Source organism: Flagellimonas meridianipacifica, from assembly GCF_003001695.1.
Lineage (GTDB): Bacteria > Bacteroidota > Bacteroidia > Flavobacteriales > Flavobacteriaceae > Flagellimonas > Flagellimonas meridianipacifica.
The window spans coordinates 611,744-636,426 of record NZ_PVYX01000001.1 but is presented as its reverse complement, the minus strand read 5'-3'; the positions used below and the strand labels follow the sequence as shown (position 1 = coordinate 636,426).

Here is a 24,683-nt window from a genome sequence, read left to right as displayed (position 1 = left end):
TTATTCCTCTAAGGTAATGTTGAGAACGCCATCAATTCTAAGCCTTTTTCCCTCCCAGCGTACACTGTTTATGAAGTCTTTGGCTATGATTTTCTCTTTTTCAAGTTCTTGTATGCGGTCATCTGGATATTTCGTGTTCGCATCCTTGTTCCCCTCGCACCATGAAAGACGCTGAAGTTTATGGAAATTGATTTTCTGTTCTAGTAGAGCAATGATAACATCGGATGCTTCAGAAGGTGAAAATGTACCATCTACCAACTGAATTTTTTGTTTTGTTTTTACAACTGTTTCCATTTTTATTTTTTTGGGTAATTAAGGTATTAGGGTTTTTTTATCTCTGAGGCTACCAAAAGGGCGACGATAATTCCTGAGCATAAAAGTATTTTATCGAGAAAAAGGGATCCATTCTGAATCGATAGAGCGATGAAAAAGCAAATCATGCCTATTAAAGTCGCTTTAGCGGCCCGACTACGGTTAAAGGTCCATTTAACACTTTTAGATTTGGATTTCTGTTTGTACGGCAACGATATTTTTTCTTCCATGTGGTATAATTTGGGGCAAAGGTTATACATTATTATTATATATGTTTATTTATATTTATTATTGTATAAATAAATTTATTTTATGAACTATACCTTAAATCAACTCAGAATATTCTTGAAAATAGTTGAAAAACAGAGTATTACGAAGGCTTCGGAAGAGCTTCATTTGACTCAGCCTGCCGTATCTATTCAACTAAAAAATTTTCAAAACCAATTTCCGATTCCCTTGACTGAGGTTGTGGGAAGGCAATTGTTTGTGACTGATTTTGGTAGTGAGATTGCATCTGCGGCTAAACGGATTTTGAAAGAAGTGGACAGTATTAATTATAAGCTTTTGGCATATCAAGGAGAATTGGCCGGGCGCTTAAAAATATCTGTAGTGTCCACTGGAAAGTATGTGATGCCCTATTTCTTGTCGGATTTTGTACGAGAGAATCCTGGTGTTGATTTGGTAATGGATGTGACGAACAAGTCCAGGGTGGTTGAAACCTTGGAAGAAAATCAGGTAGATTTTGCATTGGTAAGTGTACTGCCCCAGCATTTGAATTTAAACAAAGTGAGTTTAATGAAAAACGTTCTGCAATTGGTAGGCAATCCAAAATACTTTGAAAAAGTAAAACTGGGTAAAAGTGTCTTTTCAAAGGACACGCCGTTGATTTTTAGGGAAAAAGGTTCGGCAACAAGAGCGGCTATGGAGAGTTATCTGACCAAGCGAAGCATTACGGTAGGAAAAAAGATTGAGCTTACTTCCAACGAGGCAGTAAAGCAAGCTGTAATAGCGGGCCTTGGATGTTCCATAATGCCTTTGATAGGTGTGCACAGGGAATTAAAAAATGGAGAACTGAGGATTATACCCTCAAAAAGTCTTCCCATTATTACCACATGGAATTTGGTTTGGTTGAAGAATAAAAAATTATCTCCTGTATCTAACGCTCTTTTGGATTATTTGGGAACAAACAAAGAAGAAATAATGAAGACACATTTTCAATGGCTGGATAGCTACTAGAATGTTTCCTCACTTGATTTCGGTATAATGGTAATCGTACTTTGAATCTCCAGTACTTCTCCCTTATTTCGGGCGTCCAATACGATGTCGGTCACCCTTTTTTTAGCCAATTTAAGTTCTTCTATCCTCTTTTTGGATTGTTCCAAATTCTTGCCATCATTTTCTTGTAGGTTCAAGAGTTGGACAGTGTGAAACTTTATTTTATAGTTCAGCAAAGACAATAATACATCGGCCGATTCTGCAGGCTCAAAAATACCCTCCACCAAACGAACTTGATACGAAGCATCATAGACCGGATCGTCTTTTTTGGTCTTCAACCAATTGAGAACCTTGTTTTTCATTATTTTGATTGTTAGTTAGAATAGCTTTCAAAGTGGGCTTATATCCGTAAAAGTTTCTACCGTCTTCCCGCCTAAGCACTACTTGGGTCCTGCCATCTCTTAAAACCTCCATCTGGTCTATAATCACCATGGCCCCATTAAAATTGAGACGCATCCCAAAACCGGAACTGGTATTAAGGGAATTCTCCAAAACAATTATTTGCGACTTCGGAATTTCTATTATCAAACCGCTTTCTGAATCTCCTCTACTTTCAGTAAAGTGTTCAAAACTTATGGTTTTAAAATGCTCTTGCCCATTAAGTATTGAGCAAAACAAAAAGGTAATCGGAATTATATAAAGTAATCTTCTTTGCATAGGCTTGATTTTCAGTAAACTGTATAAAGATAGTTTTAATTGCAAATAAAAAAGCATTACTATTGTTAATAAGTAGTTAAACTATTAATATATGATAGTAATACTGTTATATTTGCGTTCGATTTAATGAAAGTGTTTTATATGGAAAGATTGCTGCATTCAATTCGAATAGGGATAAACGATAAAATCTATGTCAAAGACCCAGAATCATCTGATTTGGGAAAACGTATCATAGAGCAAAGCATTTTGATGATTGATGAGATGGGTTTTGAAAGCTTCACCTTTAGGAAATTGGGCGAACGCATTAAATCCAATGAGAGTTCTATCTATCGGTATTTTGAAAATAAGCACAAATTATTGTTGTATTTGGCATCATGGTACTGGGGATGGTTGGAATATAGAATGGTGTTTGCCACAAATGGCATTATGGATAGAAAGGAAAAGCTTAAAAAGGCCATTCAGATATTGACCCAAACAGTAGAAGAAGATGTCTCATTTTCCCATATTAATGAGGTGCTATTGAACAAAATAGTAATCAACGAATACTCCAAGTCTTATCTTACCAAAGAAGTTGATCGCGAGAACAAGGATGGTTACTTCATTATTTATAAAAGGCTAGTAAATCGTTTGCACGAAATGATTGTGGCCATGGATGGCAATTACCCTTACCCTTCCAGTTTGGCAAGTACAATTTTGGAGGGCTCCCTGCATCAATATTTTTTAAGGGAGCATTTTCCCATGCTTACTGATTGCAACGACGTAACCACACCAACCGAGTATTTTATGGATCTGGCTTTTAGGGCCCTTAAACCGACAGTAAATGGCTAAAAACATATTAACGGCATGGCAGCGCCTTTTGGGGCTTCTTGCTTTAGATAAAAAAGATGTCCTGCAAATCTTTTATTATGCAATCTTTGCAGGTGTGGTGAACCTATCCTTGCCTTTGGGGATACAAGCCATTATTAACCTTATTCAGGGGGCACAAGTAAGCACTTCTTGGATAATCCTGGTCGTATTGGTCACCTTGGGTGTTGCATTTGTAGGGATTTTACAGTTGATGCAGATACGGATAATTGAAAATGTTCAGCAGAAGATTTTTACCCGGTCTTCTTTTGAGTTCGCGTATCGGTTTCCAAAGATAAAAATGAGCCAGCTGTTAAATTACTATCCGCCAGAGTTGGCTAATCGTTTTTTTGATACGCTCACCGTACAAAAGTCGCTTTCAAAGATTTTGATTGATTTTCCGGCGGCACTCTTGCAAATCATATTTGGATTGCTTTTGCTCTCCTTTTATCACCCATTCTTCATCATTTATGGTATTCTGCTTATCCTTTTGATATATGTGGTGTTTAAATTTACAGCTCAGAAAGGTTTGGAAACCAGTTTGGATGAATCCAAAAACAAATACAAAGTGGCCCACTGGCTTCAGGAGGTTGCAAGAAGTTTGGTCAGTTTCAAGCTATCTGGAAAAACTTCGCATGCCATTGACAAAAATGACACTTTGGTAGCGAAGTACCTTGATGCACGCGAAAGCCATTTCAAGGTTCTTATTCTCCAATTCATACAAATGATTGGGTTTAAAGTCTTGGTGACTGCTGGACTTTTACTGATAGGTGGTCTTTTGGTCCTTAATCAGGAAATGAATATTGGACAGTTTGTTGCAGCTGAGCTTATCATACTTTTGGTAATCAGTTCTGTTGAAAAATTGATTCTTGGACTTGAAACCTTCTATGATCTATTGACATCCCTTGAAAAATTGGGTCAGGTGGTGGATCGGGAATTGGAACCTCTTGAAGGGGAGCGTCCATTTTCAGAAAATGACGGTTTTACGGTGGAGCTTCAAAATGTTTCTTATCATGTTCCCGATAGAGATAAAAAAATCATCGATAATATTTCATTAACCATCACACCTACGTGTACCATTTTACTTCAGGGGCCCAATGGCTCTGGTAAGTCAACATTACTCAGATTGATTGCTGGAATCATAGAGCCAAGTAATGGGAACATTTTTGTGAATAACGTTGCACTGCAAGGACTGAATTTGAATTACTATCGCTATCACCTCGGACAATCCCTTACGGAAGAGTCACCTTTTGAGGGTACAATTTTGGATAATATCACTTTTGGTGATAAGGATGTTTCAAAAGATGATGTGTACTGGGCTCTTGAGAAAACGGGACTTACTGAATTCGTGAAAGAACAACCACAAGGGTTGAACACGATATTGTATCCGGAAGGGAGACAAATACCCTACACAATATCAAAGAAAATAGTTTTGGCTCGAAGTATTGTGAGAAAACCCAAGCTTTTGATTTTGAAAGATCCACTGGATCAATTCACAGAAGAAGAAGCAGTCCGAATTATGGACTTTTTGACCGAACCTTCCAATGGATGGGCTTTGGTTGTGGTAAGTCAAAACCCAAAATGGACGGACCGATGTGGTCGTATCATTACAATTGAAAACGGAAAGTTGATTAACGAAAGATAAAACACCATGCTCAATATATCTCATAACAAGTTGAACCAGAAGGTGGATATCACCGGACATAAAGCCGGATTAAAGGTTTTTCATAGAAGACATTACAAACACTTTAATCGTTTTTTAGCGGCTTTTTCAATAATTCTTTTGATAATACTGTTCCTGCCATGGACGCAGAATATCTCTGGAGATGGTTTTTTGACCACGCTTAAACCCGATCAAAGGCCACAGACCATTCAATCGCCTATTCCAGGTCGTATTGAGCGATGGTATGTACGTGAAGGAGATTTTGTAAACAAGGGAGACACTATTTTACATATTTCCGAAGTAAAAAGTGAATACTTTGATCCCAACCTTGTTGCCAGAACTGGTCAGCAGATTAGGGCAAAAGAGATGGCGGTAACGTCGTACGAAGAAAAGGTGAAGGCCCTGGGGACTCAAATCCAGGCGTTGACCAAGGAGCGACAGTTAAAATTGGAACAGGCTAGTAATAAACTGTTGCAATCTAGGCTTAAAGTACAAAGCGATAGCATTGATCTTGAAGCAGCCAAGACCAATATCTTGATTGCTCAGCGTCAATTTGACCGAACCACGCAGTTGGAAAAAGAGGGACTTAAAGCGGTGACCGATGTCGAGGAAAAGCGCTTGAAATTACAAGAGACCCAGGCCAAATTGATTTCACAGGAGAACAAACTCCTTACCAGCAAAAATGAGGTAATCAACTCTCAAGTTGAAATCAATAGGGTTCAGGCAGAGTATGCCGATAAAATAGCCAAAGCCCGAAGTGATAGGTATACCGCGCAATCCAATCAGTTTGATTCTGAGGCGCAGGTGACCAAGCTGGAAAATGAGTATACCAATTATGAGATTCGAAATGATTTGATGTACATACGGGCTCCTCAAAGTGGTTTTATCAACAAGGCACTGCAATCCGGAATAGGCGAGACCTTTAAAGAAGGGGACCGTTTGGTTGGGATTATGCCCTCGGATTACGAAATGGCCGTTGAAACGTTTGTCGAGCCTATCGATTTGCCTTTGATGCATTTGGGAGAGAAAATACGAATCCAATTTGATGGATGGCCCGCAATAATATTCAGTGGATGGCCCAATGTATCCTTCGGAACTTTTGGGGGCAAAGTGGTGGCCATAGAGACTTTTATCAGTGACAACGGAAAATATAGAATCTTGGTGGCACCTGACCCGGACGAAGCTCCTTGGCCTAAGGATTTAAGGGTTGGTTCTGGAGCGTTTACCATGGCCTTGTTGGAAGATGTTCCAATTTGGTTTGAACTGTGGCGACAAATCAATGGATTCCCACCAAATTATTATCAACCTGTAAACGGCAAGTCCGATGTTGCAAAAAAATAGGAACTACTTTTTCATCCTGTTCTCATTCCTTGCAATGAGCTCAGGAGTATATGGCCAGCAAGATACGGTAGTCCTTAAGTTTAAGGAGTTCCTTGGCTATGTCAAGAAGTACCATCCGGTGGCTAAACAGGCACAATTGACCATTTCCATAGGTCAGGCTAACTTGATGAAAGCTCGTGGGGGTTTTGATCCAAAAATTGAGGTGGATTATAATCGGAAAGAGTTTTCAGGGACCGAATATTGGGACCGTTTGAATGCGACATTTAAAATCCCTACATGGTACGGTATTGAACTTAAGGGAAATTTTGAACAGATTCAAGGGGAATTTACCAATCCTGACGAATTCTTGCCAGATGACGGATTGTACAGTCTTGGGGTTTCATTCTCCCTGGCGGATGGTTTTTGGATAAACGAGCGCATGGCTACCCTGCGGAAAGCCAAGTTCTTTAGGGAGCAGAGCAAGGCGGACCAAGATTTATTGGTCAACGAAATTCTGTATAAAGCATCGTTGGCCTATTTTGATTGGTTAAGGGCCTATCAAGATGCCCAGATTTTCCAGGACTTTTTGCAAAACGCCGATAGACGATTTCAGGGCATCAAAAAAAGTGCATTGGCCGGTGATATTGCCGTAATCGACACTGTAGAGGCAAAAATTGCAGTTCAGAATAGAGCACTGAGCTTGGAGCAAGCCCGGGTAAAACTTATGAAGCGCTCCTTGGAGCTGTCCAACTTTTTATGGCTAAATGATTTACCAGTCGAATTACAGGCCAATGTGGTCCCAGACGATGGTGTTGAAGATGATATTGACGAAACTTTGGAGATTATGGGTAGGCCTTTGGATAGCTTCACTCTTGAAAATCACCCAAAAATACAATCGCTGGAATACAAGATTGATGGCCTTGTGGTTGACAAGAGGCTGAAAGCGAACAAATTGTTGCCCACCTTGGATGTAGAGTACAATTTTTTGACGGAGACCCCGGGGAATATCGGTTCCTTGGAGACCAATGAATTCAAGGGAGGGGTGGTTTTTAGTGTACCTATATTTTTGAGGAAAGAACGGGGAGATTTAAAATTGGCAAAGTTCAAATTGCGAGATGCTGAATTTGAGAGGGACAATGCCTTGGTAGAGATTCAAAACAAGGTGATTGCGATTTATAGGGAACTCGATTCATATACTACCCAAAACCAATTGATTGCAGATATTGTGAGGGATTATGGCACACTGCTATCCGCTGAAGAACGAAAATTCAGTTTTGGGGAGAGCTCCTTGTTTTTGATTAACTCCCGGGAGAGTAGTCTTATTGATGCTTTTTTAAAGCAGAATGAGGTTCAGAATAAGTTCTTCCTCACGAAAGCGATGTTATTCAAGAGTTTGGCCATAAACCCAGTGGACTTATAGATGGTGAAGCATGGCTCAAAGGAGAACGGTACTGGAAGAAAGCGGCAAGCAAAGGAATCAAAACTTTAAGCTATCAATTTCTTCGGGCGTAAAGGACACCTTCTTTATTGTTTCTGGAATATTTTCCGCTGCCTTTGGTCTAGAGAGTTTTCTTTTGCCCAATCGATTTATAGATGGTGGGGCAACAGGTATTTCACTACTGATATCAGAAGTAGCTGAAGTTCCTCTTTGGGCCCTTATAATATTGGTCAACATCCCATTTTTAATAATGGGCTATCGAGTTATTGGTAGGCAATTTGCCATTAAGGCAGTAATTGCAATATTGGGTTTGGCGCTAACCTTGGTGTTGGTCACTTTTCCCGAAGTTACCCAGGATAAATTGTTGGTGGCTGTTTTCGGAGGGTTCTTTTTAGGGGCAGGTATCGGACTTTCCATTAGAGGTGGAAGTGTACTTGATGGTACGGAGGTTCTCGCTATTTTTCTTAGCAAAAAATGGGGGGTTAAGATTGGTGACGTCATTATTCTAGTTAACCTGGTCATTTTCTTGGCAGCCGCTTATCTTCTATCAATAGAAGCGGCATTATATTCCATGCTAACCTATTTGGCCGCATCCAAAACCTTGGATTTTGTGGTTGAAGGTATCGAGGAATACACTGGGGTTACCATCATTTCCCAAAAGAGTGAGGAGTTGCGTGAAATGATTATTGAGACTATGGGTAGAGGATTGACCATTTATGATGCAAGAGGAGGATATGGAAACAAGGGGGAACAAATGAAGTATGAGGTCATTTACACCGTTATTACCCGACTGGAGATTCGTAAACTCTATCTTGAAATCGATAAAATAGACAAAAAAGCTTTCGTGATAATGAACAGTATCAATGATACTAAAGGAGGAATGGTAAAGAAAAGATTTCTAAATCATTAAACCGAGTTCATTTACTGATTAAGCTTACGATTTTATAAAATAGCCATAATCCAAAATTAAGTCTGCGGATGCATTAAAATTAAAACTTGAAGTAATCTAAAAAACACTTCTAAAATGAAAAACAGATTACTTCAAGTTATAGGGTTGACCACCCTATTTTTACTGGGTTCTTGTGCATTTATCGATGATTTCTCTGGTGGAAAAACCGATGATTTGGAATTGAAATTTGTAGATGAATTTGTTATTCCAGATGATACCATGTTTCAAAATACCTTGATAGGAGGATTATCGGGTATTGATTACGCTTTGGGCACATGGTACCTTATCGCAGATGACCCAAACAATGCAAGATTCTACAATGCGACCATATCTTATGATATGGATGGGTTTATTGATATCTCGATTAATGGAGTAAATGAATTACTGGATAACACCGGTAGCTCTTTTGGTGGAGGAACCGTAGATCCTGAAGCTATTCGGTTTGATAATGGGAACTTGGTTTGGACCAGTGAAGGAAACATCAACAATGGTGTAGACCCTTTTGTAAGAGTGGCTAACTTGACCGGGGCATACGTTTCTGGAACCAATTTGCCTTCACGTTATCAGGCATTTATCGGTGATGCGGCAAGAGGACCAAGACAAAATGGAACTTTTGAAGGAATTACTTTAAGCTATGACAAAATGGGGTATTGGGTTACAATGGAACTTCCTTTGGTTGAAGATGGTCCTGCCCCTACTACCCAAGATACGGATTCCCCAATTCGTATTTCATACATAGATAGAGCTTCTGGGAACTTTGGAAAGGAGTTTGCTTATGAATTGGACCCTGTGGTGAGACCAGCTGCAAATGGGAGTACCTTTGAACTCAACGGGGTTGTGGAGCTTCTTCAATATGACGAAGAAAAATTCTTGTTCTTGGAGCGTTCTTTTTCTACGGGATATGATTATGGTGGAAATAATGTAAAGATTTATGACGTTGATATTTCCGATGCTACAGATGTAAGTGGAGTAGAGGCCCTTGTCAATGCGGATTTTACAGTAGCCTCCAAAAAGCTTTTGTTTGATTTTGAAACAATTCGCAACCAACTTACTGAAGGAGTGGTTGACAATATTGAAGGAATTACGTTTGGTCCAGATTTTCCTAATGGTAATAAATCGGTCGTTTTGGTTGCCGATAATAACTTTAGTGCCTTTGGCCCACAATTGAACCAGTTTGTTCTTTTTGAATTGTTGGATTAAGTGATTGGTTTAACGCTAAAGAATCCACCTTTTTTAGGTGGATTCTTTGCATACTGTTCTTACTGTAAGTTTTTTGCAAGTAATCCCACAAATGATAAAAATCAACAAATGTACTATCCGTTAGAACTACATTTGGAAAAATATAAATATGGAAACAGTAGTGGAGAATCAGAAGGAAGATGTATTGAACTTAGTGCTTTCGGGAATAGAAAAAGGAATGTCTTACCAAGCTTATAGGGAACTAGTAAAAAATTTGGCAGAGAATCGTGCCACTACGGGGCCTGAGCAATTGGAGTCCCTTATTAATTATACCCAATTGAACGACCGAAGAATGGCTCGTTGGGACAAGACTTTGAAGATTTCTGAAGAAATCAAAGAAACTATTTCCAATCTGGATTCAAATTTGGCCTTTTTGGCATTAAGCGAAAGTTGGTGTGGTGATGCATCTCCAAGCCTGCCGGTAATCAACAAGATTGCAGAGCTCAATGAAAAAATTGAATTTAAAATTGTTCTGCGGGACGAGAATTTACCTTTGATGGACAAGTTTCTGACCAATGGTACAAGGTCTATTCCAAAACTAATTGTTTGGGATACAGATAAAGAAGAAGTTGTTGGAGAATGGGGACCAAGACCAAGCATTGCTGCCCAAATGGTTGAGGACTACAAGAAAGAACATGGAAAGTTGACTGCAGACTTCAAACAGGATTTGCAAATCTGGTACAATAAGGACAAGGGCCAGAACACTCTTGAGGATTTAGTTCAACTACTTACTCTGAAATAGATAAGTGATTGAGCCTATCTGTGAGCTTTTGGAGCTCGAATCAAAACGGGCTTTTAGAGCATATTGAATGGCATTGTCCACCAAGCATCCATTGCTCGTGCTGGAACTTTGATCATTGAAATCTGCTTCGACTACGTAACCGCTTTGGTCTACTTTTATATTAATAACCACTTTTCCACCTTCAATACAAGTATAAATGGGTGGTGGCAAGGAATATGCATTTCGGTCTACCAGCGAATAGGAAATTGAAGTTCTTTTATCCTTTAATGCGTTGGTAAAAGTTTCTTTTTGCTCCTCACGTTCGGTAAGCTGTTGCTTTTTTTCCTGTCGTTGTTCCGCCAACTTTTTCAAATTGTCAGCAAAGGCGTCATCTGCGGCTGAATGTTCGCTGGCATCGCTGGTCAAAGCCCTCTCTTCCATCAGTTCTTCCAAGGTTTTTAAAGGCTCTGGATTACCAACGGTTGGTTTGGCCGTTTCATTTAAGGCCATATGGCTTTTAATTGGGTCACTATTGGCAAGTTCCTCCAATCTTTTTTCCTCTTCCTCCAGCAATTTCTCAATATCTTCATCGGCCAAACTTAACTCTATCACATACTCTTCCTCCTTCATTCCTCCCAGATGGATGTTGTACATCAACAAAATGACCAACGCCATGGAGAAGAAGGTGATTAAAAAAGATAACTGTTGACGGTTAAGATTCATGGTGCTATAATAACCCCTTTTTTTTTAAAATATTTTACAATTGGCTTTTCCCTAACTCCTTTTTTAGGGATTTTAACCATTACCTTCAAGATTTTGCCTAAAAACCTCGGGTGTAACAGCTTTAGATACGTTGAAATCGCCTATTTTGGTTCTTCTGAGTTTGGTTAAATGGCCCCCAGAATTCAGGGCTTTACCAAAATCATGCGCCAGTGAACGTATATAAGTGCCTTTGCTGCAAATTACCCGAAAATCAACTTCTGGCATATCAAAACGAGTAATTTCAAAAGTGAGAATTTCTACGGTTCTCGACTTTATTTCAACTTGTTTTCCTTCTCGGGCGTACTCGTAAAGTCGTTTCCCATTTTTTTTTAGTGCCGAGAACAAAGGTGGTCTTTGCTCAATTTTTCCAATGAACTTTGGCAAGATTTCTCGAATGCCCTCTTCCGTAATATGTGAAGTGGGATATGTTTGGTCTAACTCGGTCTCTAGGTCATAAGATGGGGTGGTCGCACCGAGCTTGATGGTTCCGGTATATTCTTTGATTTGTCCTTGAAGCTCAGGAATTTTCTTTGTGAACTTCCCTGTACAGATGACCAATAATCCCGTAGCTAAGGGATCAAGTGTGCCAGCATGACCAATCTTGAACTTCTTGTTGAGGTCAAATTTTTTGCGGATGGCCCATTTTACAGCATTTAACGCTTGGAAAGAACTCCATTCGTAGGGCTTGTCAATCAAAAGAATTTGACCTTGCAAAAAAGATTCTTTGGATGTCACGATTTAGAAATTAAAACAGCGAAATGTTCCGCCGCTATTTGCAAAGGGTAAAGGTACGGCTTGATTTCAAAATCATTGAAGGCAATCTTCAGCGGCATCTTCAATTCCCATTAACTTTGCCATTTGGCAAGCTATGGTTTGAGCTTCTTCCTCTAGTTCTTCCACTTCTTGCTTGCAACGCTTTTTTTCTCGTTCCAATCCTGAACAAGGACCTTTACAATTGTCCAATTCAAGTTCTATTCGTTCACAATCAGCCTTTTGCTTAATAATTTCTGCCGTAATTCGATTTAATCGTCTTTCCAATCCTCTTTTATCAGTGGCAAAATTGGTTCCTTCACGTCCCAGTGCATTAGGGTCGGAGGCATTATTTGCTACACGTCTCTGTATTCTGTCTTGAACCTCAACCATTTCCAAAGCTATTTGTTCTTTGCAATCAACGTCATCGGGTTCACAATCCTTTAATCTATCCAAAAGAAATTGTATTCTGGCATAATCCCGTTCCATGGCTTCGTCAACCTCATCACTTATAGGTTGACTTGAAAAAGATTGGTTGCCCATGGTTACTCCTAAAGTAGCTTCTTTATATGAAGAACCATCGAACGATTGTGCGGAGGGAACCATTTCATTAAGGGTAGCTTCGAATATACCTTCGTTAGACTCTACTTTGGTATAGACCGATAACCTATTGCAATCACCAATTGTCTCATCTTTAACCACACCCACTAACAGCCCTACCAAGGGCACGCCAGTTGTAATTACCCTTCCCCCTTTGTTTTCTGAAAAATGCATAGTGACCTTCGCTTTTTCTCCATTTGGACTATTTACCATAGCGGCATAGGCCTTGGTTTTTTGCTTGATTGCGCTGGGTTTACGGTCAGCGACCTCTCTAAGGTTGGCGGTGTTATTAAAAAACTCGTTTAGAAATACAAGGTCATTAAACACTTTGTCTTCACCAATTCCGTCCATGGCTACAGTTATTGCTCGTTTTATATTGAATTGAGCGTCGTTTACATAGACTACTGTTTTTCCACTTGGCATTATGATAACGCCATCAACAGAGCCAAATTCACTATCTATTGCCCCAAAATTGACCATCATGGTTGTTCTTGACAAAAATTTGGAGCCATCGGAGGTATTTACAAAGTAATCTAACTCATAAGTTTCTTCAGTACCATCTACATTGGATTTTAACTGTGAAGAAATGAGATAATCAAACTCAAACTTTCCATTGAGGTTGTTGGGGTTAGTTCTTATTGAACTTTGGTCTTCAATCGGCCCGATGCAAAAGGAATTACTTTCGGGATTATTGCAAGCAGCAATCAGTAGGACCGAAAAAACAATAATGAGGTTTTTTTTCATGGCGGATACTTAGGGTTATTTGTCATGTTCTGAAGTAAACTGATAGTAAGCTGTACTTCATAGTTTTCAATAAAACAACAATTATTATGCCGTTAATATTGTGCTTTTAAACATCAGAAGGTTAAAAGGCTTTGGTAAAATTTCTAGGATATAAATTTTAACCCCAAATACTCCAAGCAATTGCAATAAGCCCTACGATAAAACAGTAGATGGCAAAATAGGTAAGCTTGCTTTGGCGTACCAATTTAATCATCCAAGTACATGCGGCCAGGCCAGCAACAAATGCTGCAATAAAACCAGCCGTAATGGCTACGGTCTGATCTCCTGTAAAATGGATATCACCGCTTAAAAGGTCTTTCGCCATTTTTCCAAAAATTAGCGGTACAACCATCAAAAATGAGAAACGTGCTGATTTCGATTTATCTACTCCCAATAAAACAGCTGCTGAAATTGTTGCTCCACTTCGGGATATGCCGGGCAGGATGGCGACAGCTTGCGCTATACCTATGACAAAAGCGCTACGATACGAAACGCCTTTATCCGTTGTTTTGGCCATATCCGCTAAATACAAAAGGAATCCTGTAATGAGCAACATGATTCCCACAATGACAATGGCTCCATCAAAAAATACTTCTAAGAAGTCCTCCAAAAAGAAACCCACCAAAGCGGCAGGAATCATCGAAATGATAATTTTCATGGAGAATTGGGTTTCCTCATTCCATTTAAATTGAAATAGGCCTTTAAAAATCGCAATTACATCTTTTCGAAATACAATGATGGTGCTCAATGCAGTTGCGAAGTGGAGAATAACCGTAAATAAAAGGCTTTCTTCGGGAAGAGCATCAGCTCCGAGAATAGCTTTGCCCAATTCTAAATGCCCACTCGAGGATACTGGTAAAAACTCAGTTAAACCCTGGATAATTCCAAGGATTATTGCGTCAATAATGTCCAAATTATTTTTTCTTTTTGTGAGGATTCAACAATATGGCATATACCTGAATGCCCAGTCCAACTAAAACTAGGGTAGGTGCCAAACGTATTCTTCGAAAACTATATATGTCTGGGTTGAAAACATTGGGGTCGTCACTTCCGCCTCCACTCATCAAAATAAAACCCAATGCTATGAAGGCCAATCCGATAAAAAGAAAGAGGTAATTTTTTCTTTGAAACACAAATTCCTTCGACGGTTCTTTTTCCTTCTTATTTTTCTTACTCATGCCGTAAAGTTAATAATAAAGATCATCAGTCCTTAGATTCAAAAAGCGCTGTGTGGCAATATGCGTGCTTAACCAGGATATTAAAACCCCAAGTACAAAAACAGAGACAAACAACCCAATAAGCGTTATCAAGTCCTGAAACAGATTTAACTCGGGGAAGTTGAGATTGACGTAATAAACGACAACTGCCAAAGCAATCAGGGCGATGAGCGCCCCCAACATACCCAATTGAATATTTGTCCAAATAAATGGTTTTCTGATAAAGGTTTTTGTGGCTCCCACCATTTGCATAGTCTTGATAATGAATCTCTTTGAATAAATGGAAAGTCGGATGGAGCTGTTTATCAATAATACCGATATAAAGGTGAAGACTCCACTAGCGATTAGAATCCATAGGCTTATCCGTTGTACGTTATCACTAAGCAAGGAAATCAGGGGTTGGTCATAACTCACTTCATCCACATACGTTTTTGAGGCAATTTCGTCTGCTATTTCGGAAATCTGGGTAGGTGTAACAAAATCCGCCTTTAAATTGACGTCAATGGAGTTTTTAAGGGGATTATATCCCAAAAACTCAACAAAATTCTCCCCAATGTCCTCACTATATTGTTCTGCGGCATCCTCTTTGGAAACATAATTTGCGGATTTGGTATACTCGGCCAGCGCCAAGCTTTTTTGTAGTTGTTCAATTTCTACAGGTTTAGCATTGTCCTTCAAAAAGACGGAAACTGTTATTTGTTCCTTGAAATGGTCCGCCAACTTTTTGGTATTCAATACCAGAAGTCCCAAAACGCCTAACAAAAAAAGAACCAAAGCTATGCTCAGCACTACAGAAAAGTAGGATGAAATCAAGCGTCGTCTTTGGTAGCGTTCAATATATTGGCTCATTGGGCAAAATCAGTACGTAAAAATAGAAAAGTAAATTGTAATTAAGCGATTAAACCTATTTTTGCCCAACCAAAGGAGAATATAAGAAAATGAACTACAATTTCAGGGAAATTGAAGCCAAGTGGCAAAAGTTTTGGGCCAAAAACGAAACGTTCAAAGCAACCAACAATTCCGATAAACTAAAATTCTATGCGCTCTCCATGTTTCCGTACCCTTCCGGAGCAGGACTTCATGTGGGCCATCCTTTGGGATATATTGCCGGCGATATCTATGCGCGCTTCAAAAGACACAAAGGTTTCAATGTGCTTCACCCCATGGGGTATGATTCCTTTGGACTTCCAGCGGAACAGTATGCCATCCAAACAGGGCAACATCCGGCAATAACTACTGAAACCAATATAAATAGGTATCGGGAGCAGTTGGACCAACTTGGATTTTCATTTGATTGGAGTCGGGAAGTGCGTACCTCTGACCCCAAATATTACAAATGGACACAGTGGGTATTTATTCAGTTGTTCAACTCATGGTACAATAAAGCTTCGGATAAGGCAGAGGATATTGCTACTTTGATTTCCATTTTTGATAAAGAAGGAAATACCCATGTTGAAGCATCTTGTGATGAGGATACCCCCTTATTTAATGCTAAGGATTGGTCCGGATTTTCAGAAAAGACCAAACAGGAGATACTTTTAAAATATCGATTGACCTATTTGGCGGATACGGAGGTAAATTGGTGCCCGGCCCTAGGAACAGTTTTGGCCAATGATGAAATTGTAAATGGCGTTTCTGAGCGAGGAGGGCATCCAGTAATCCGAAAGAAAATGACCCAATGGAGCATGCGGATTACTGCGTATGCGCAACGTCTTTTGGATGGTCTGGATACGATTGATTGGCCGCAACCATTGAAAGATTCCCAAACCAATTGGATTGGTCGCTCGGAGGGCGCTTCGGTGACGTTCAAGGTTAAGGACCACGACGCCAGTATCGAGGTGTTTACAACTCGTCCCGATACCATTTTCGGAGCAAGTTTTATGACTCTTGCTCCCGAGCACAATTTGGTATCCCGAATAACCACCAAGGAACAAAAAGAAGCGGTGGAAACCTACGTGGAGGCGACCGCGAAACGTTCCGAGCGGGATAGAATGGCAGATGTAAAAACTATTTCTGGAGTGTTTACAGGTGCATATGCAGAACATCCTTTTACAAAGGAACCCGTCCCCATTTGGATTGGGGATTATGTTTTGGCCAGTTATGGGACTGGAGCGGTCATGGCTGTTCCCTGTGGTGACCAACGTGATTATGATTTTGCAAAGCATTATAACATTCCAATCCCCAACATTTTTGAAGGGGTCGATATCTCAGAAGAAGCGTTCGCGGATAAAACCAATACGATTATTGCCAACTCCGATTTTCTAAATGGCTTATCCTACAAGGAGGCAACCTCCAAAGTGATTGCTGAACTGGAGAAACTAGGACAAGGTGAGGGAAAAATCAATTATCGTCTTCGTGATGCCGTTTTTAGTAGACAGCGGTATTGGGGGGAGCCTTTTCCGGTGTATTATGTGGATGGCATGCCGCAAATGATTGATTTGGAACACTTACCTTTGGAGCTTCCTGAGGTGGAAAAGTACCTTCCTACAGAAACTGGGGAGCCGCCTCTGGGCAATGCAACACATTGGGCTTGGGATGCCAAGAACAACAAGGTGGTTTCCAATGAGATGCTGAAACAAGTCCGGGATGACGGTCATTCCGAACTTGATTCGGAATCTTACGAAGGAGTCTACCCACTGGAATTGAATACGATGCCAGGTTGGGCGGGGAGCTCACAATACTTTAACCGCTACATGGACCCGCATAATGATGAGACCATATATTCCGAAGAGGCTATAGGATATTGGCAAGATGTGGATTTGTATATAGGGGGGAGTGAACATGCCACGGGGCATTTGCTGTATTCCCGCTTTTGGCAGAAGTTTTTGTTTGATAGAGGCATAGCTCCTAAAGACGAGTTTGCTAGAAAGTTGATTAACCAGGGGATGATTACGGGGACTTCAGCAATTGTCTTCAGAATTAAAAATGAAGACAGATATGTATCCTTGGGGCTTAAAGATAAATATAGTACCGATCCTTTAAGAGTAGATGTTTCTCTAATAAATCCCTCAGATGAATTGAATATTGATGGGTTAAAAAAATGGCAGCCAGAATTTAAGAATGCCGATTTTATTCTTGAAGACGGAAAATATATAGTGGGTCGGGAGATTGAAAAAATGTCAAAACGATGGTTTAATGTTGTCAACCCGGATACCATTTGTGAGGAATATGGAGCGGATTCCCTTCGTTTATATGAAATGTTCCTTGGGCCTTTGGAGCAATCCAAACCTTGGAATACAGCGGGAATAACCGGAGTTCATTCTTTTTTGAAGAAACTTTGGAAGCTTTATGGCGCCTTAAATGATATTGAGCCATCTGCGGAAAATCTAAAAACACTGCACAAAACCATCAAAAAAGTGGAAGAGGATATCGAGAGCTTTTCATTCAACACCTCGGTTTCCACTTTCATGATTTGTGTCAACGAGTTAACATCCCAGAAATGTACAAGTAAGTCCATTTTGGAACCCTTGGCGATTCTGGTTTCGCCCTATGCACCGCATATTGCCGAAGAGCTTTGGGAGCGTTTGGGTCATTCGGAATCCATTGCCAATGAAGCATTTCCTGAGTTTGAAGAAAAATACTTGGTGGAAAGCACAAAGGAATACCCTATTTCTTTTAATGGAAAACTTCGATTTAAGTTGGAACTGCCTCTGGATATGGGCAAAGATGAAATTGAAGCTGTGGTTATGGCACATGACAAAACCAAGGAGCAATTACAAGGGCGTAAACCCAAAAAAGTGATTGTGGTTCCCGGTAAGATTATCAATATTGTAGGCTAGCTCCGCCTTTAATGATATAGCATAGGTTATCCCGTCCAAAGGACACAAACCTTTTAGACATTTAAAATCCATCCAATGGGAAATATTGAAATTGTTGGGTTGGTCGCAGCCACCCTAACCACATCTGCCTTTGTACCCCAAGTATACAAAGCTTTCAAAAACAAATCGACTAAAGATGTTTCATTGACCATGTACACGGTTTTCTTGGCAGGGACAATACTTTGGTTGATTTATGGGATCAATATTCAGAGTCTATCGGTCATACTGGCCAATGGCATAACATCTTTATTGGCAATTCTTATGCTAATGCTAAAAATAAAATATAAGTAACCCTATATAAATATGGGTTGTTTGACATTTTTATATAAATTTTTAATAACAACCCCCTAATAAAAAGGGGTTATTTTAAATATTAATTACTTTTTTATCGATACACCCCTAAATTTTATCGATAATTCCTTTTTTATTTGTTTTTTTTGTGACACCTTTGAGCTGTAATCGGAAAAACATAATAATGATTGTTGGTGTACCTAAGGAAATCAAGAATAACGAAAGTCGTGTTGGAATGACTCCGGCTGGCGTTTTTGAATTGGTAAAGAACAACCATGCCGTTTATGTGCAGTCAGGAGCTGGGGAAGGTAGTGGCTTTTTTGATGAAGACTACCAACAAGTAGGAGCTACTATATTGAATACCATTCAAGAAATCTATGCTATTAGTGAAATGATAGTAAAGGTAAAGGAACCGATTGCAGAAGAATATCCCTTGGTAAAAAAAGGACAGATTGTGTTCACCTATTTCCACTTTGCTTCAAGCGAGGCGCTCACTAAAGCAATGATTAATAGCGGAGCAACTTGTATTGCTTATGAAACCGTTGAGGATGAAGATGGTACACTGCCTTTGTTGACCCCAATGTCTGAAGTGGCGGGTAGAATGGCCATTCAACAGGGGGCCAAATATTTGGAAAAGCCCAAAAAAGGCCGGGGAGTGCTTCTTGGAGGTGTTCCGGGGGTGGCTCCAGGCAAAGTATTGGTGTTGGGCGCGGGAACTGTTGGAATTCAAGCTGCAAAAATGGCAGCTGGCCTTGGAGCACATGTAACCATTTTGGATGTGAACATGAAACGACTTCGTTATGTGAATGATGTAATGCCCAGTCACGTGGTTACCGAATTTTCAAATGAGTTTAATATCAGAAAACATATAAAAACCCATGACCTCATCATAGGTGGTGTGTTGATCAAAGGAGCCAAGGCTCCAAAATTGATAAGCGAAGAGATGCTTAGTGATATGCGTCCAGGAACAGTTATCGTTGACGTGGCTGTTGACCAAGGCGGATGCATTGAAACCACTAAGCCCACCACTCATGAGGACCCCACATACATTATAAATGATGTAGTTCATTACTGTGTAGCCAATATGCCAGGGGCAGTCCCTTACACTTCTACCGTAGCCTTGACTAATGTAACACTGCCCTATGTGCTAAAATTGGCCAATATGGGATGGCGCAGCGCATGTAATTTGGATAAATCCTTATCCAAAGGACTCAATATTGTGGAAGGGGAGATAGTCTACAAAGAAATTACAGAAGCTTTCAATTTAGAACCCGTTTTAGTTTAGTTTACATTTTGTCAGTAAAAAAGACCCTGTCACAAGTTGGCGGGGTTTTTGCATTTTAGTTGGTATCTTTAGATATACTAAAACACAAAAGCTATGATGACATATTATATATTAATTGGAGGTATTGCCCTTGTCAGCTGGTTGGTAAGCAACCAATTGAAAAGCAAGTTCAAAAAATACTCCAAGGTACATCTTCGTAATGGGATGAGTGGAGCCGAAATTGCTCAAAAAATGTTGGATGATCATGGAATTCGAGATGTAAAAGTGATTTCCACAGCTGGGATGCTGACGGACCATTACAATCCGAGGAATAAAACAGTAAACCTAAGCGAATCAGTCTATAGTCAAAGAAATGCGGCTGCAGCAGCAGTGGCAGCACATGAAGTGGGCCATGCCGTGCAACATGCGCAAGCTTACGAATGGTTGACCATGCGTTCCAAATTAGTCCCTGTGGTCAGTGTTACCTCCGGAATGTCCACATGGATTGTTTTTGGAGGAATTGCGTTAATGGCCACAAATGCCTTGGGAGGTATTGGTTTTTACGTAGCTGTTGCAGGTCTGATTATGATGGGCTTCGCTACATTGTTCAGTTTTATAACCTTGCCAGTGGAATACGATGCCAGTAAACGGGCTTTGGTTTGGTTAAAACAAAAGAATATGGTAAGCCAACAAGAATACGCAGGAGCTGAAGATGCTTTAAAGTGGGCTGCACGTACGTATTTGGTTGCTGCGCTTGGAGCCTTGGCTTCCCTTTTGTATTGGGCCGTTCAAGTATTTGGAGGCAGGGATTAATCAGCCTGAATAAAAGAAACATAACCTGCTCGCCATATATTGAGCAGGTTTTTTTGTGCCAATTATTGTAATTTTCGGATAGATACTTCAGTAAAGAAATGATACCCCGAGAATATCAAGGTTTATTTAGTAACATTGCTCGCTATGTTACGCTTTCCCAAGAGGAACAGGAACAGATTGCCGCTATAATTAACATCACCCCCATAAAAAAAAGGCAGTTTATTGACCAACCGGGCTATATCAGCCCGTATCGCAACTACATTGTAAAAGGTGCATTTCGGTCCTTCTTTTTGGATAAGGATGGTAAGGAGCACACGGTTCAAATTGCCATTGAAGATTGGTTCGTAAGTGATTTTTATAGCTATATCACGAGAACTCCGGCTACCTTATTTGTGGAGGCTTTAGAGGATTCAACTTTGCTTCAAATGAAATATGAGGACATTGAACCGTTGTGTGGAAAAATACACTCCTTGAGCGAATACTTTAGAGTATCTACCGAAAAAGCTTTCGCCTATTCCAGAAATCGAGCACTTTCCAACTTGAGTATGACGGCCGAAGAGCGCTATTTGAAATTGACCTCCATGTATCCGGGTATTGTGAATCGCGTTCCACAACGGATTATTGCCTCCTATTTAGGGATGACTCCAGAGTTCTTGAGCAAAATCAGAAAGGGAATCGCCCAGAATTCTTAAACTAGTTCAAGAGTTTTTCCTAACACAGATTATTAGAGCTCGCTTTTGGTCTGTTCAAATTTGTAGTGTTGAATTTTAAATCTATCTACAATGAAAACAACATTGAACAATGCACTATTTGGGTTTCTAGGACTGCTCATGGTGATTTTTGGATTAAACAAGTTTCTCGGCTTCATACCCGTGGAACCTCCAGCGGATGAAACAGCGCAAAAATTTTTGGGCACCATGTTTACCTCTTACCTTTTTGTGGTGGTCGCCATGGGAGAGATAGTTGGTGGCATTCTTATCGCGATTAAAAGAACCAGACTCTTGGGATGGTTGTTATTGGCTCCAATAGTATTTAATATCGTAGCCTTTCATGTGGCCCATGATTTTATAGGTAATGGTATTTGGCTGCTCCCAACAGCTTTGTTTATAGTTGGCATATTCTTCTTAAAGGAAGAATCCCTTCAACTTTTAAAGCTTAAATAAGATGGAAAAAAGAGTTTGGTTGATTACCGGAATATCGAGCGGTTTGGGAAAAGCCTTGACAAATAGAGTTATGAACTCGGGTGACTTTGTGGTGGGAACATTCCGTAAGGAAAATCAGGTCAATGCATTTAACACGGCAAATACCGGAAGAGGCTTTGCTTACCGCTTGGATATCACCGACCACTTAGGTATCGAAAATATGGCAAACAATATCAAAAATGAGTTTGGTAGAATCGATGTTTTGGTGAACAATGCTGGTGTTGGGTTTATCGGGGCTATTGAGGAAAGCAGTATGGAGGAAACAAGGCAGGTTTTTGAAGCTAACTTCTTCGGAGCTCTAAAAATGACTCAAGAGGTATTGCCCATGATGAGGGAGCAAAAAGTTGGACATATCATTCAAATTTCATCCCATGGTGGCTTGAAGGCATTTGCCGGGTTCGGAGTTTACAATGCCAGCAAATTTGCCTTGGAGGGTTTTAGCGAGGCTTTGGCACAGGAAGTTGAACCTTTAAACATTAAGGTGTCTTTGGTTGAACCTGGACCGTTTCGTACGGAATTTGCTTCTTCAAAACTTCCGGAAGCAAAGAGAATGATATCTGATTATGATTCCACCGCCGGAGCATTTCGGGACAAGCTCAAAGGAGTGGACGGAAAACAGGAAGGTGACCCGGAAAAAGCGGCGCAAGCCATATACGATTTGGTAAATTCTCAAAATCCGCCTTTACGACTTCCTCTCGGAACAACCGCCTTAATGACGATAGGGATGAAACTTCATAGCGTAAGAACGGATTTGGAGGAAAATAGGAGCATCGCCGAAAGCGTAGTTTTCCAGTAATTTCTATATTGAAATTTGCCTATCGATTTGTTGGTCCAGCGAAATGAAGGTTTCCGTTCGGGAGACTCCTTCAATTTGCTGGATTTTTTTATTCAAAACCATCATCAAATGTTCGTTATCCCTGCAGAGCACTTTGATTAAGATGGACCAGTTTCCGGTTGTATAGTGGCATTCCAAGACCTCTGGAATTCTTTCGAGTTCCTTTACAGCTCGAGGGTTGGCCATGGCTTTATCCAAAAAAATACCAATATAGGCCATGGTGGTATAGCCCAATACTTTTGGATTGATGATAAACTTTGAACCTGCGAGCAACTTGGCGTTTTCCAGCTTTCGAAGTCGTTGGTGGATAGCCGCGCCAGAGATACCAATGTTTCTTGCAATTTCTAGTATCGGTCTTCTGGCATCTTCCATCAAATACCTTAAGATTTTTTTGTCAATACCATCTATCTTGACAGAATTGTTATTGGATTTCATCTTTTGCATTGAAAATTGAAGCTAAAGATATTTAAAAAACAACAATCTTAAATAGCAACTGAGTCCGGATTATAGCCTAGATACGGTACTTCATATTCTTTAAAATGAATCTTGTAGGATTCCAGTTCTTTTAAGATGGGTTGGTACACTTCTTTTTTGATGGGTATTTGGACACCATGGTTTTTGATCTTACCATTAAGAATCAGTAGTGCTGCCATGGCAACTGGAAGTCCAACAGTTTTGGCCATAGCGGTATGGCTGTTGTTATCACCCAAGACCACCATATTGGCATCAATCTGTTTTTTTACGCCATTGAGTTCGTAGCCAAATTTATGGTACATCACAATCATATCCCTTTCATGGGATTCAAGGGTCCAGCTGTCCTCCAAAATATACTGAAGCATGCGGGCCGGAGAAGCTTGGGCAAGGGGGATTTTTTTGGTATGATCAAATAGGTTAAGCTCCAAAAGTTTACCCCATCTGATATCATCTTGGTCAATTTTTAGATAATGTCTAAGTTTCAATTCTACGGAATCAGTAGGCGAATAGGGTAAGAACAGATTTACAAACTCCCTATAGGACATGCCCTGTGAGTTTTCAATAACATAGCTATCATCCGTCATACCCAACATAACGAACATCTGCCATGCCTTGGAAAAACCAACCCTTCGCATGGTTCCTCGATATAAGGTAAGTGCATCTTGCAAGCCATAAGCTTCGCGGTACTTAAGAGAGTCACGATTAGCGTAGGCTTCAAATGTGCCATATTCTTCAACCTCCAAAAATTCCGTTCTTCGAAAAAGTTTTTGATAGGGAATATATTTATACGTCCCTTCCTGAATAAATTTTGCAGCACCTCCTTGTCCTGCAACAACAACATTTCTAGGATTCCACGTAAACTTGTAGTTCCACAGGTTTGAATCGTGTTCAGGTGCCACCAGCCCACCGGTAAAGGATTCAAAAAGAAGCATTTTTCCACCATTATCGCGAATACGGTCGATGATCTGCATGGCGCTCATGTGATCGATGCCAGGGTCAAGGCCAATTTCGTTCATAAAAACAAGCCCGCTATTTTTTACATCCGAATCCAGTTGTTGAATGGCATCGCTTATATAGGAAGCGGTTACCAAGTTCTTTTTATGGTTCAAACAATCTACAGCAACTTTAATATGCAGTTTAGGAGGCAACATGGAAATCACTACCGAAGCATCCCGTATCATTTTTTCTCTTTTTTCATCTTCAAAAATATCCAGCTGTTGAACAGTGCAATTGGGATGTGAGGCAATTTTTGGGTCAACTGAATTGGGGTTAATGTCGGCAATAATAAGCTTAAGCTCTTCACTCGTGGATTTTTCTAAAATATGGTCCAATAAATAAGCGGTAGATTTCCCAGCTCCAAATACCAAAACAGTTCGGGACATAGCTTTTAGTTACTTTTGTTTTACCAGAGACTAAGGTATCAAATTGTTGTATTTGTAAAATAAAGGGCAAAGAAA

At 40.1% G+C, this 24,683-nt stretch carries 26 protein-coding genes; 15 read left to right on the top strand and 11 right to left on the bottom strand.

Features of this window, described 5'->3' with window-relative positions; translation table 11 throughout:
• Entirely contained in the window at positions 1-294 is a 294-nt protein-coding gene (locus CLV81_RS02765; RefSeq protein ID WP_106143528.1) for a hypothetical protein, read from the bottom strand.
• Positions 295-624: 330 nt separating this feature from the next.
• On the opposite strand from CLV81_RS02765, the gene CLV81_RS02755 reads away from it, so the two are divergent.
• A complete protein-coding gene (locus tag CLV81_RS02755) occupies positions 625-1,548 on the top strand; it encodes a LysR family transcriptional regulator (protein ID WP_106143526.1) in 924 nt (307 codons plus the stop codon).
• On the opposite strand, the gene CLV81_RS02750 is transcribed toward CLV81_RS02755, so the two are convergent.
• Both CLV81_RS02750 and CLV81_RS02745 read right to left on the bottom strand, forming a co-directional pair.
• Positions 1,545-1,889 (bottom strand): hypothetical protein, encoded by a 345-nt coding sequence (locus CLV81_RS02750; protein ID WP_106143525.1) that lies wholly within the window; start codon positions 1,887-1,889, stop codon positions 1,545-1,547. The two genes, CLV81_RS02755 and CLV81_RS02750, sit on opposite strands and share 4 nt — an antisense overlap.
• Positions 1,834-2,244 carry a hypothetical protein gene (locus tag CLV81_RS02745; RefSeq protein WP_106143524.1) on the bottom strand — a complete coding sequence of 137 codons (411 nt, stop codon included), beginning with the start codon at positions 2,242-2,244 and terminating at the stop codon, positions 1,834-1,836. Before CLV81_RS02745 ends, CLV81_RS02750 begins: the two co-directional genes overlap by 56 nt.
• A 141-nt stretch (positions 2,245-2,385) precedes the next feature.
• On the opposite strand from CLV81_RS02745, the gene CLV81_RS02740 reads away from it, so the two are divergent.
• From CLV81_RS02740 to CLV81_RS02710, 7 genes are all read left to right on the top strand, one after another.
• Positions 2,386-3,072: a TetR/AcrR family transcriptional regulator gene (locus CLV81_RS02740; RefSeq protein ID WP_106144883.1), complete on the top strand. Its 687-nt coding sequence runs from the start codon at positions 2,386-2,388 to the stop codon at positions 3,070-3,072.
• Positions 3,065-4,732 (top strand): peptidase domain-containing ABC transporter, encoded by a 1,668-nt coding sequence (locus CLV81_RS02735; protein ID WP_106143523.1) that lies wholly within the window; start codon positions 3,065-3,067, stop codon positions 4,730-4,732. Before CLV81_RS02740 ends, CLV81_RS02735 begins: the two co-directional genes overlap by 8 nt.
• 6 nt (positions 4,733-4,738) lie before the next feature.
• Positions 4,739-6,091, top strand: coding sequence for an HlyD family secretion protein (locus CLV81_RS02730; protein WP_106143522.1), 1,353 nt, complete (start codon positions 4,739-4,741; stop codon positions 6,089-6,091).
• Entirely contained in the window at positions 6,075-7,490 is a 1,416-nt protein-coding gene (locus CLV81_RS02725; RefSeq protein WP_106143521.1) for a TolC family protein, read from the top strand. The genes CLV81_RS02730 and CLV81_RS02725 overlap by 17 nt, the downstream gene beginning before the upstream one ends.
• A 10-nt stretch (positions 7,491-7,500) precedes the next feature.
• On the top strand, positions 7,501-8,418 hold the full coding sequence (locus CLV81_RS02720) for a YitT family protein (RefSeq protein WP_106143520.1): 918 nt from the start codon (positions 7,501-7,503) through the stop codon (positions 8,416-8,418).
• A 114-nt stretch (positions 8,419-8,532) separates the two neighbouring features.
• On the top strand, positions 8,533-9,657 hold the full coding sequence (locus tag CLV81_RS02715) for an esterase-like activity of phytase family protein (protein ID WP_106143519.1): 1,125 nt from the start codon (positions 8,533-8,535) through the stop codon (positions 9,655-9,657).
• A 148-nt stretch (positions 9,658-9,805) separates the two neighbouring features.
• The gene (locus CLV81_RS02710) at positions 9,806-10,438 is read left to right on the top strand and encodes a thioredoxin family protein (RefSeq protein WP_106143518.1); all 633 of its coding nucleotides are present in this window, start codon (positions 9,806-9,808) and stop codon (positions 10,436-10,438) included.
• On the opposite strand, the gene CLV81_RS02705 is transcribed toward CLV81_RS02710, so the two are convergent.
• The 6 genes from CLV81_RS02705 to CLV81_RS02680 form a co-directional block, all read right to left on the bottom strand.
• The gene (locus CLV81_RS02705; protein ID WP_106143517.1) at positions 10,421-11,140 is read right to left on the bottom strand and encodes a hypothetical protein; all 720 of its coding nucleotides are present in this window, start codon (positions 11,138-11,140) and stop codon (positions 10,421-10,423) included. The genes CLV81_RS02710 and CLV81_RS02705 overlap by 18 nt on opposite strands.
• 72 nt (positions 11,141-11,212) lie before the next feature.
• Complete coding sequence (gene truB / locus CLV81_RS02700; protein ID WP_106143516.1) at positions 11,213-11,914, bottom strand: tRNA pseudouridine(55) synthase TruB; 702 nt, start codon at positions 11,912-11,914, stop codon at positions 11,213-11,215.
• Between the two features lie 72 nt (positions 11,915-11,986).
• Complete coding sequence (locus CLV81_RS02695) at positions 11,987-13,273, bottom strand: hypothetical protein (RefSeq protein ID WP_106143515.1); 1,287 nt, start codon at positions 13,271-13,273, stop codon at positions 11,987-11,989.
• A gap of 157 nt (positions 13,274-13,430) precedes the next feature.
• Positions 13,431-14,225 (bottom strand): undecaprenyl-diphosphate phosphatase, encoded by a 795-nt coding sequence (locus tag CLV81_RS02690; protein ID WP_106143514.1) that lies wholly within the window; start codon positions 14,223-14,225, stop codon positions 13,431-13,433.
• Position 14,226: 1 nt separating this feature from the next.
• Positions 14,227-14,490, bottom strand: a complete 264-nt coding sequence (locus tag CLV81_RS02685; RefSeq protein ID WP_106143513.1) for a DUF3098 domain-containing protein — start codon at positions 14,488-14,490, stop codon at positions 14,227-14,229.
• A gap of 9 nt (positions 14,491-14,499) precedes the next feature.
• A complete protein-coding gene (locus tag CLV81_RS02680) occupies positions 14,500-15,378 on the bottom strand; it encodes a cell division protein FtsX (protein ID WP_106143512.1) in 879 nt (292 codons plus the stop codon).
• An 89-nt stretch (positions 15,379-15,467) separates the two neighbouring features.
• Here CLV81_RS02680 and leuS point away from each other — a divergent pair, with 89 nt between their 5' ends.
• From leuS to CLV81_RS02645, 7 genes are all read left to right on the top strand, one after another.
• The gene (gene leuS / locus CLV81_RS02675; protein WP_106143511.1) at positions 15,468-18,308 is read left to right on the top strand and encodes a leucine--tRNA ligase; all 2,841 of its coding nucleotides are present in this window, start codon (positions 15,468-15,470) and stop codon (positions 18,306-18,308) included.
• A 75-nt stretch (positions 18,309-18,383) separates the two neighbouring features.
• On the top strand, positions 18,384-18,638 hold the full coding sequence (locus CLV81_RS02670; protein WP_106143510.1) for a SemiSWEET family sugar transporter: 255 nt from the start codon (positions 18,384-18,386) through the stop codon (positions 18,636-18,638).
• A 184-nt stretch (positions 18,639-18,822) separates the two neighbouring features.
• Entirely contained in the window at positions 18,823-19,923 is a 1,101-nt protein-coding gene (ald, locus tag CLV81_RS02665) for an alanine dehydrogenase (protein WP_106143509.1), read from the top strand.
• A gap of 93 nt (positions 19,924-20,016) precedes the next feature.
• Positions 20,017-20,715: a zinc metallopeptidase gene (locus CLV81_RS02660; protein ID WP_106143508.1), complete on the top strand. Its 699-nt coding sequence runs from the start codon at positions 20,017-20,019 to the stop codon at positions 20,713-20,715.
• A gap of 98 nt (positions 20,716-20,813) precedes the next feature.
• Positions 20,814-21,407, top strand: a complete 594-nt coding sequence (locus CLV81_RS02655; protein WP_106143507.1) for a Crp/Fnr family transcriptional regulator — start codon at positions 20,814-20,816, stop codon at positions 21,405-21,407.
• Positions 21,408-21,497: 90 nt separating this feature from the next.
• The gene (locus tag CLV81_RS02650; RefSeq protein ID WP_106143506.1) at positions 21,498-21,878 is read left to right on the top strand and encodes a DoxX family membrane protein; all 381 of its coding nucleotides are present in this window, start codon (positions 21,498-21,500) and stop codon (positions 21,876-21,878) included.
• 1 nt (position 21,879) lies between these two features.
• Entirely contained in the window at positions 21,880-22,713 is an 834-nt protein-coding gene (locus CLV81_RS02645) for an oxidoreductase (protein ID WP_106143505.1), read from the top strand.
• 3 nt (positions 22,714-22,716) lie between these two features.
• Here CLV81_RS02645 and CLV81_RS02640 read toward each other — a convergent pair whose 3' ends face one another.
• Both CLV81_RS02640 and CLV81_RS02635 read right to left on the bottom strand, forming a co-directional pair.
• Positions 22,717-23,187, bottom strand: coding sequence for an Lrp/AsnC ligand binding domain-containing protein (locus CLV81_RS02640; RefSeq protein WP_106144882.1), 471 nt, complete (start codon positions 23,185-23,187; stop codon positions 22,717-22,719).
• A gap of 47 nt (positions 23,188-23,234) precedes the next feature.
• Positions 23,235-24,608: a saccharopine dehydrogenase family protein gene (locus CLV81_RS02635; RefSeq protein WP_106143504.1), complete on the bottom strand. Its 1,374-nt coding sequence runs from the start codon at positions 24,606-24,608 to the stop codon at positions 23,235-23,237.
• Between the last annotated feature and the right edge of the window lie 75 nt (positions 24,609-24,683).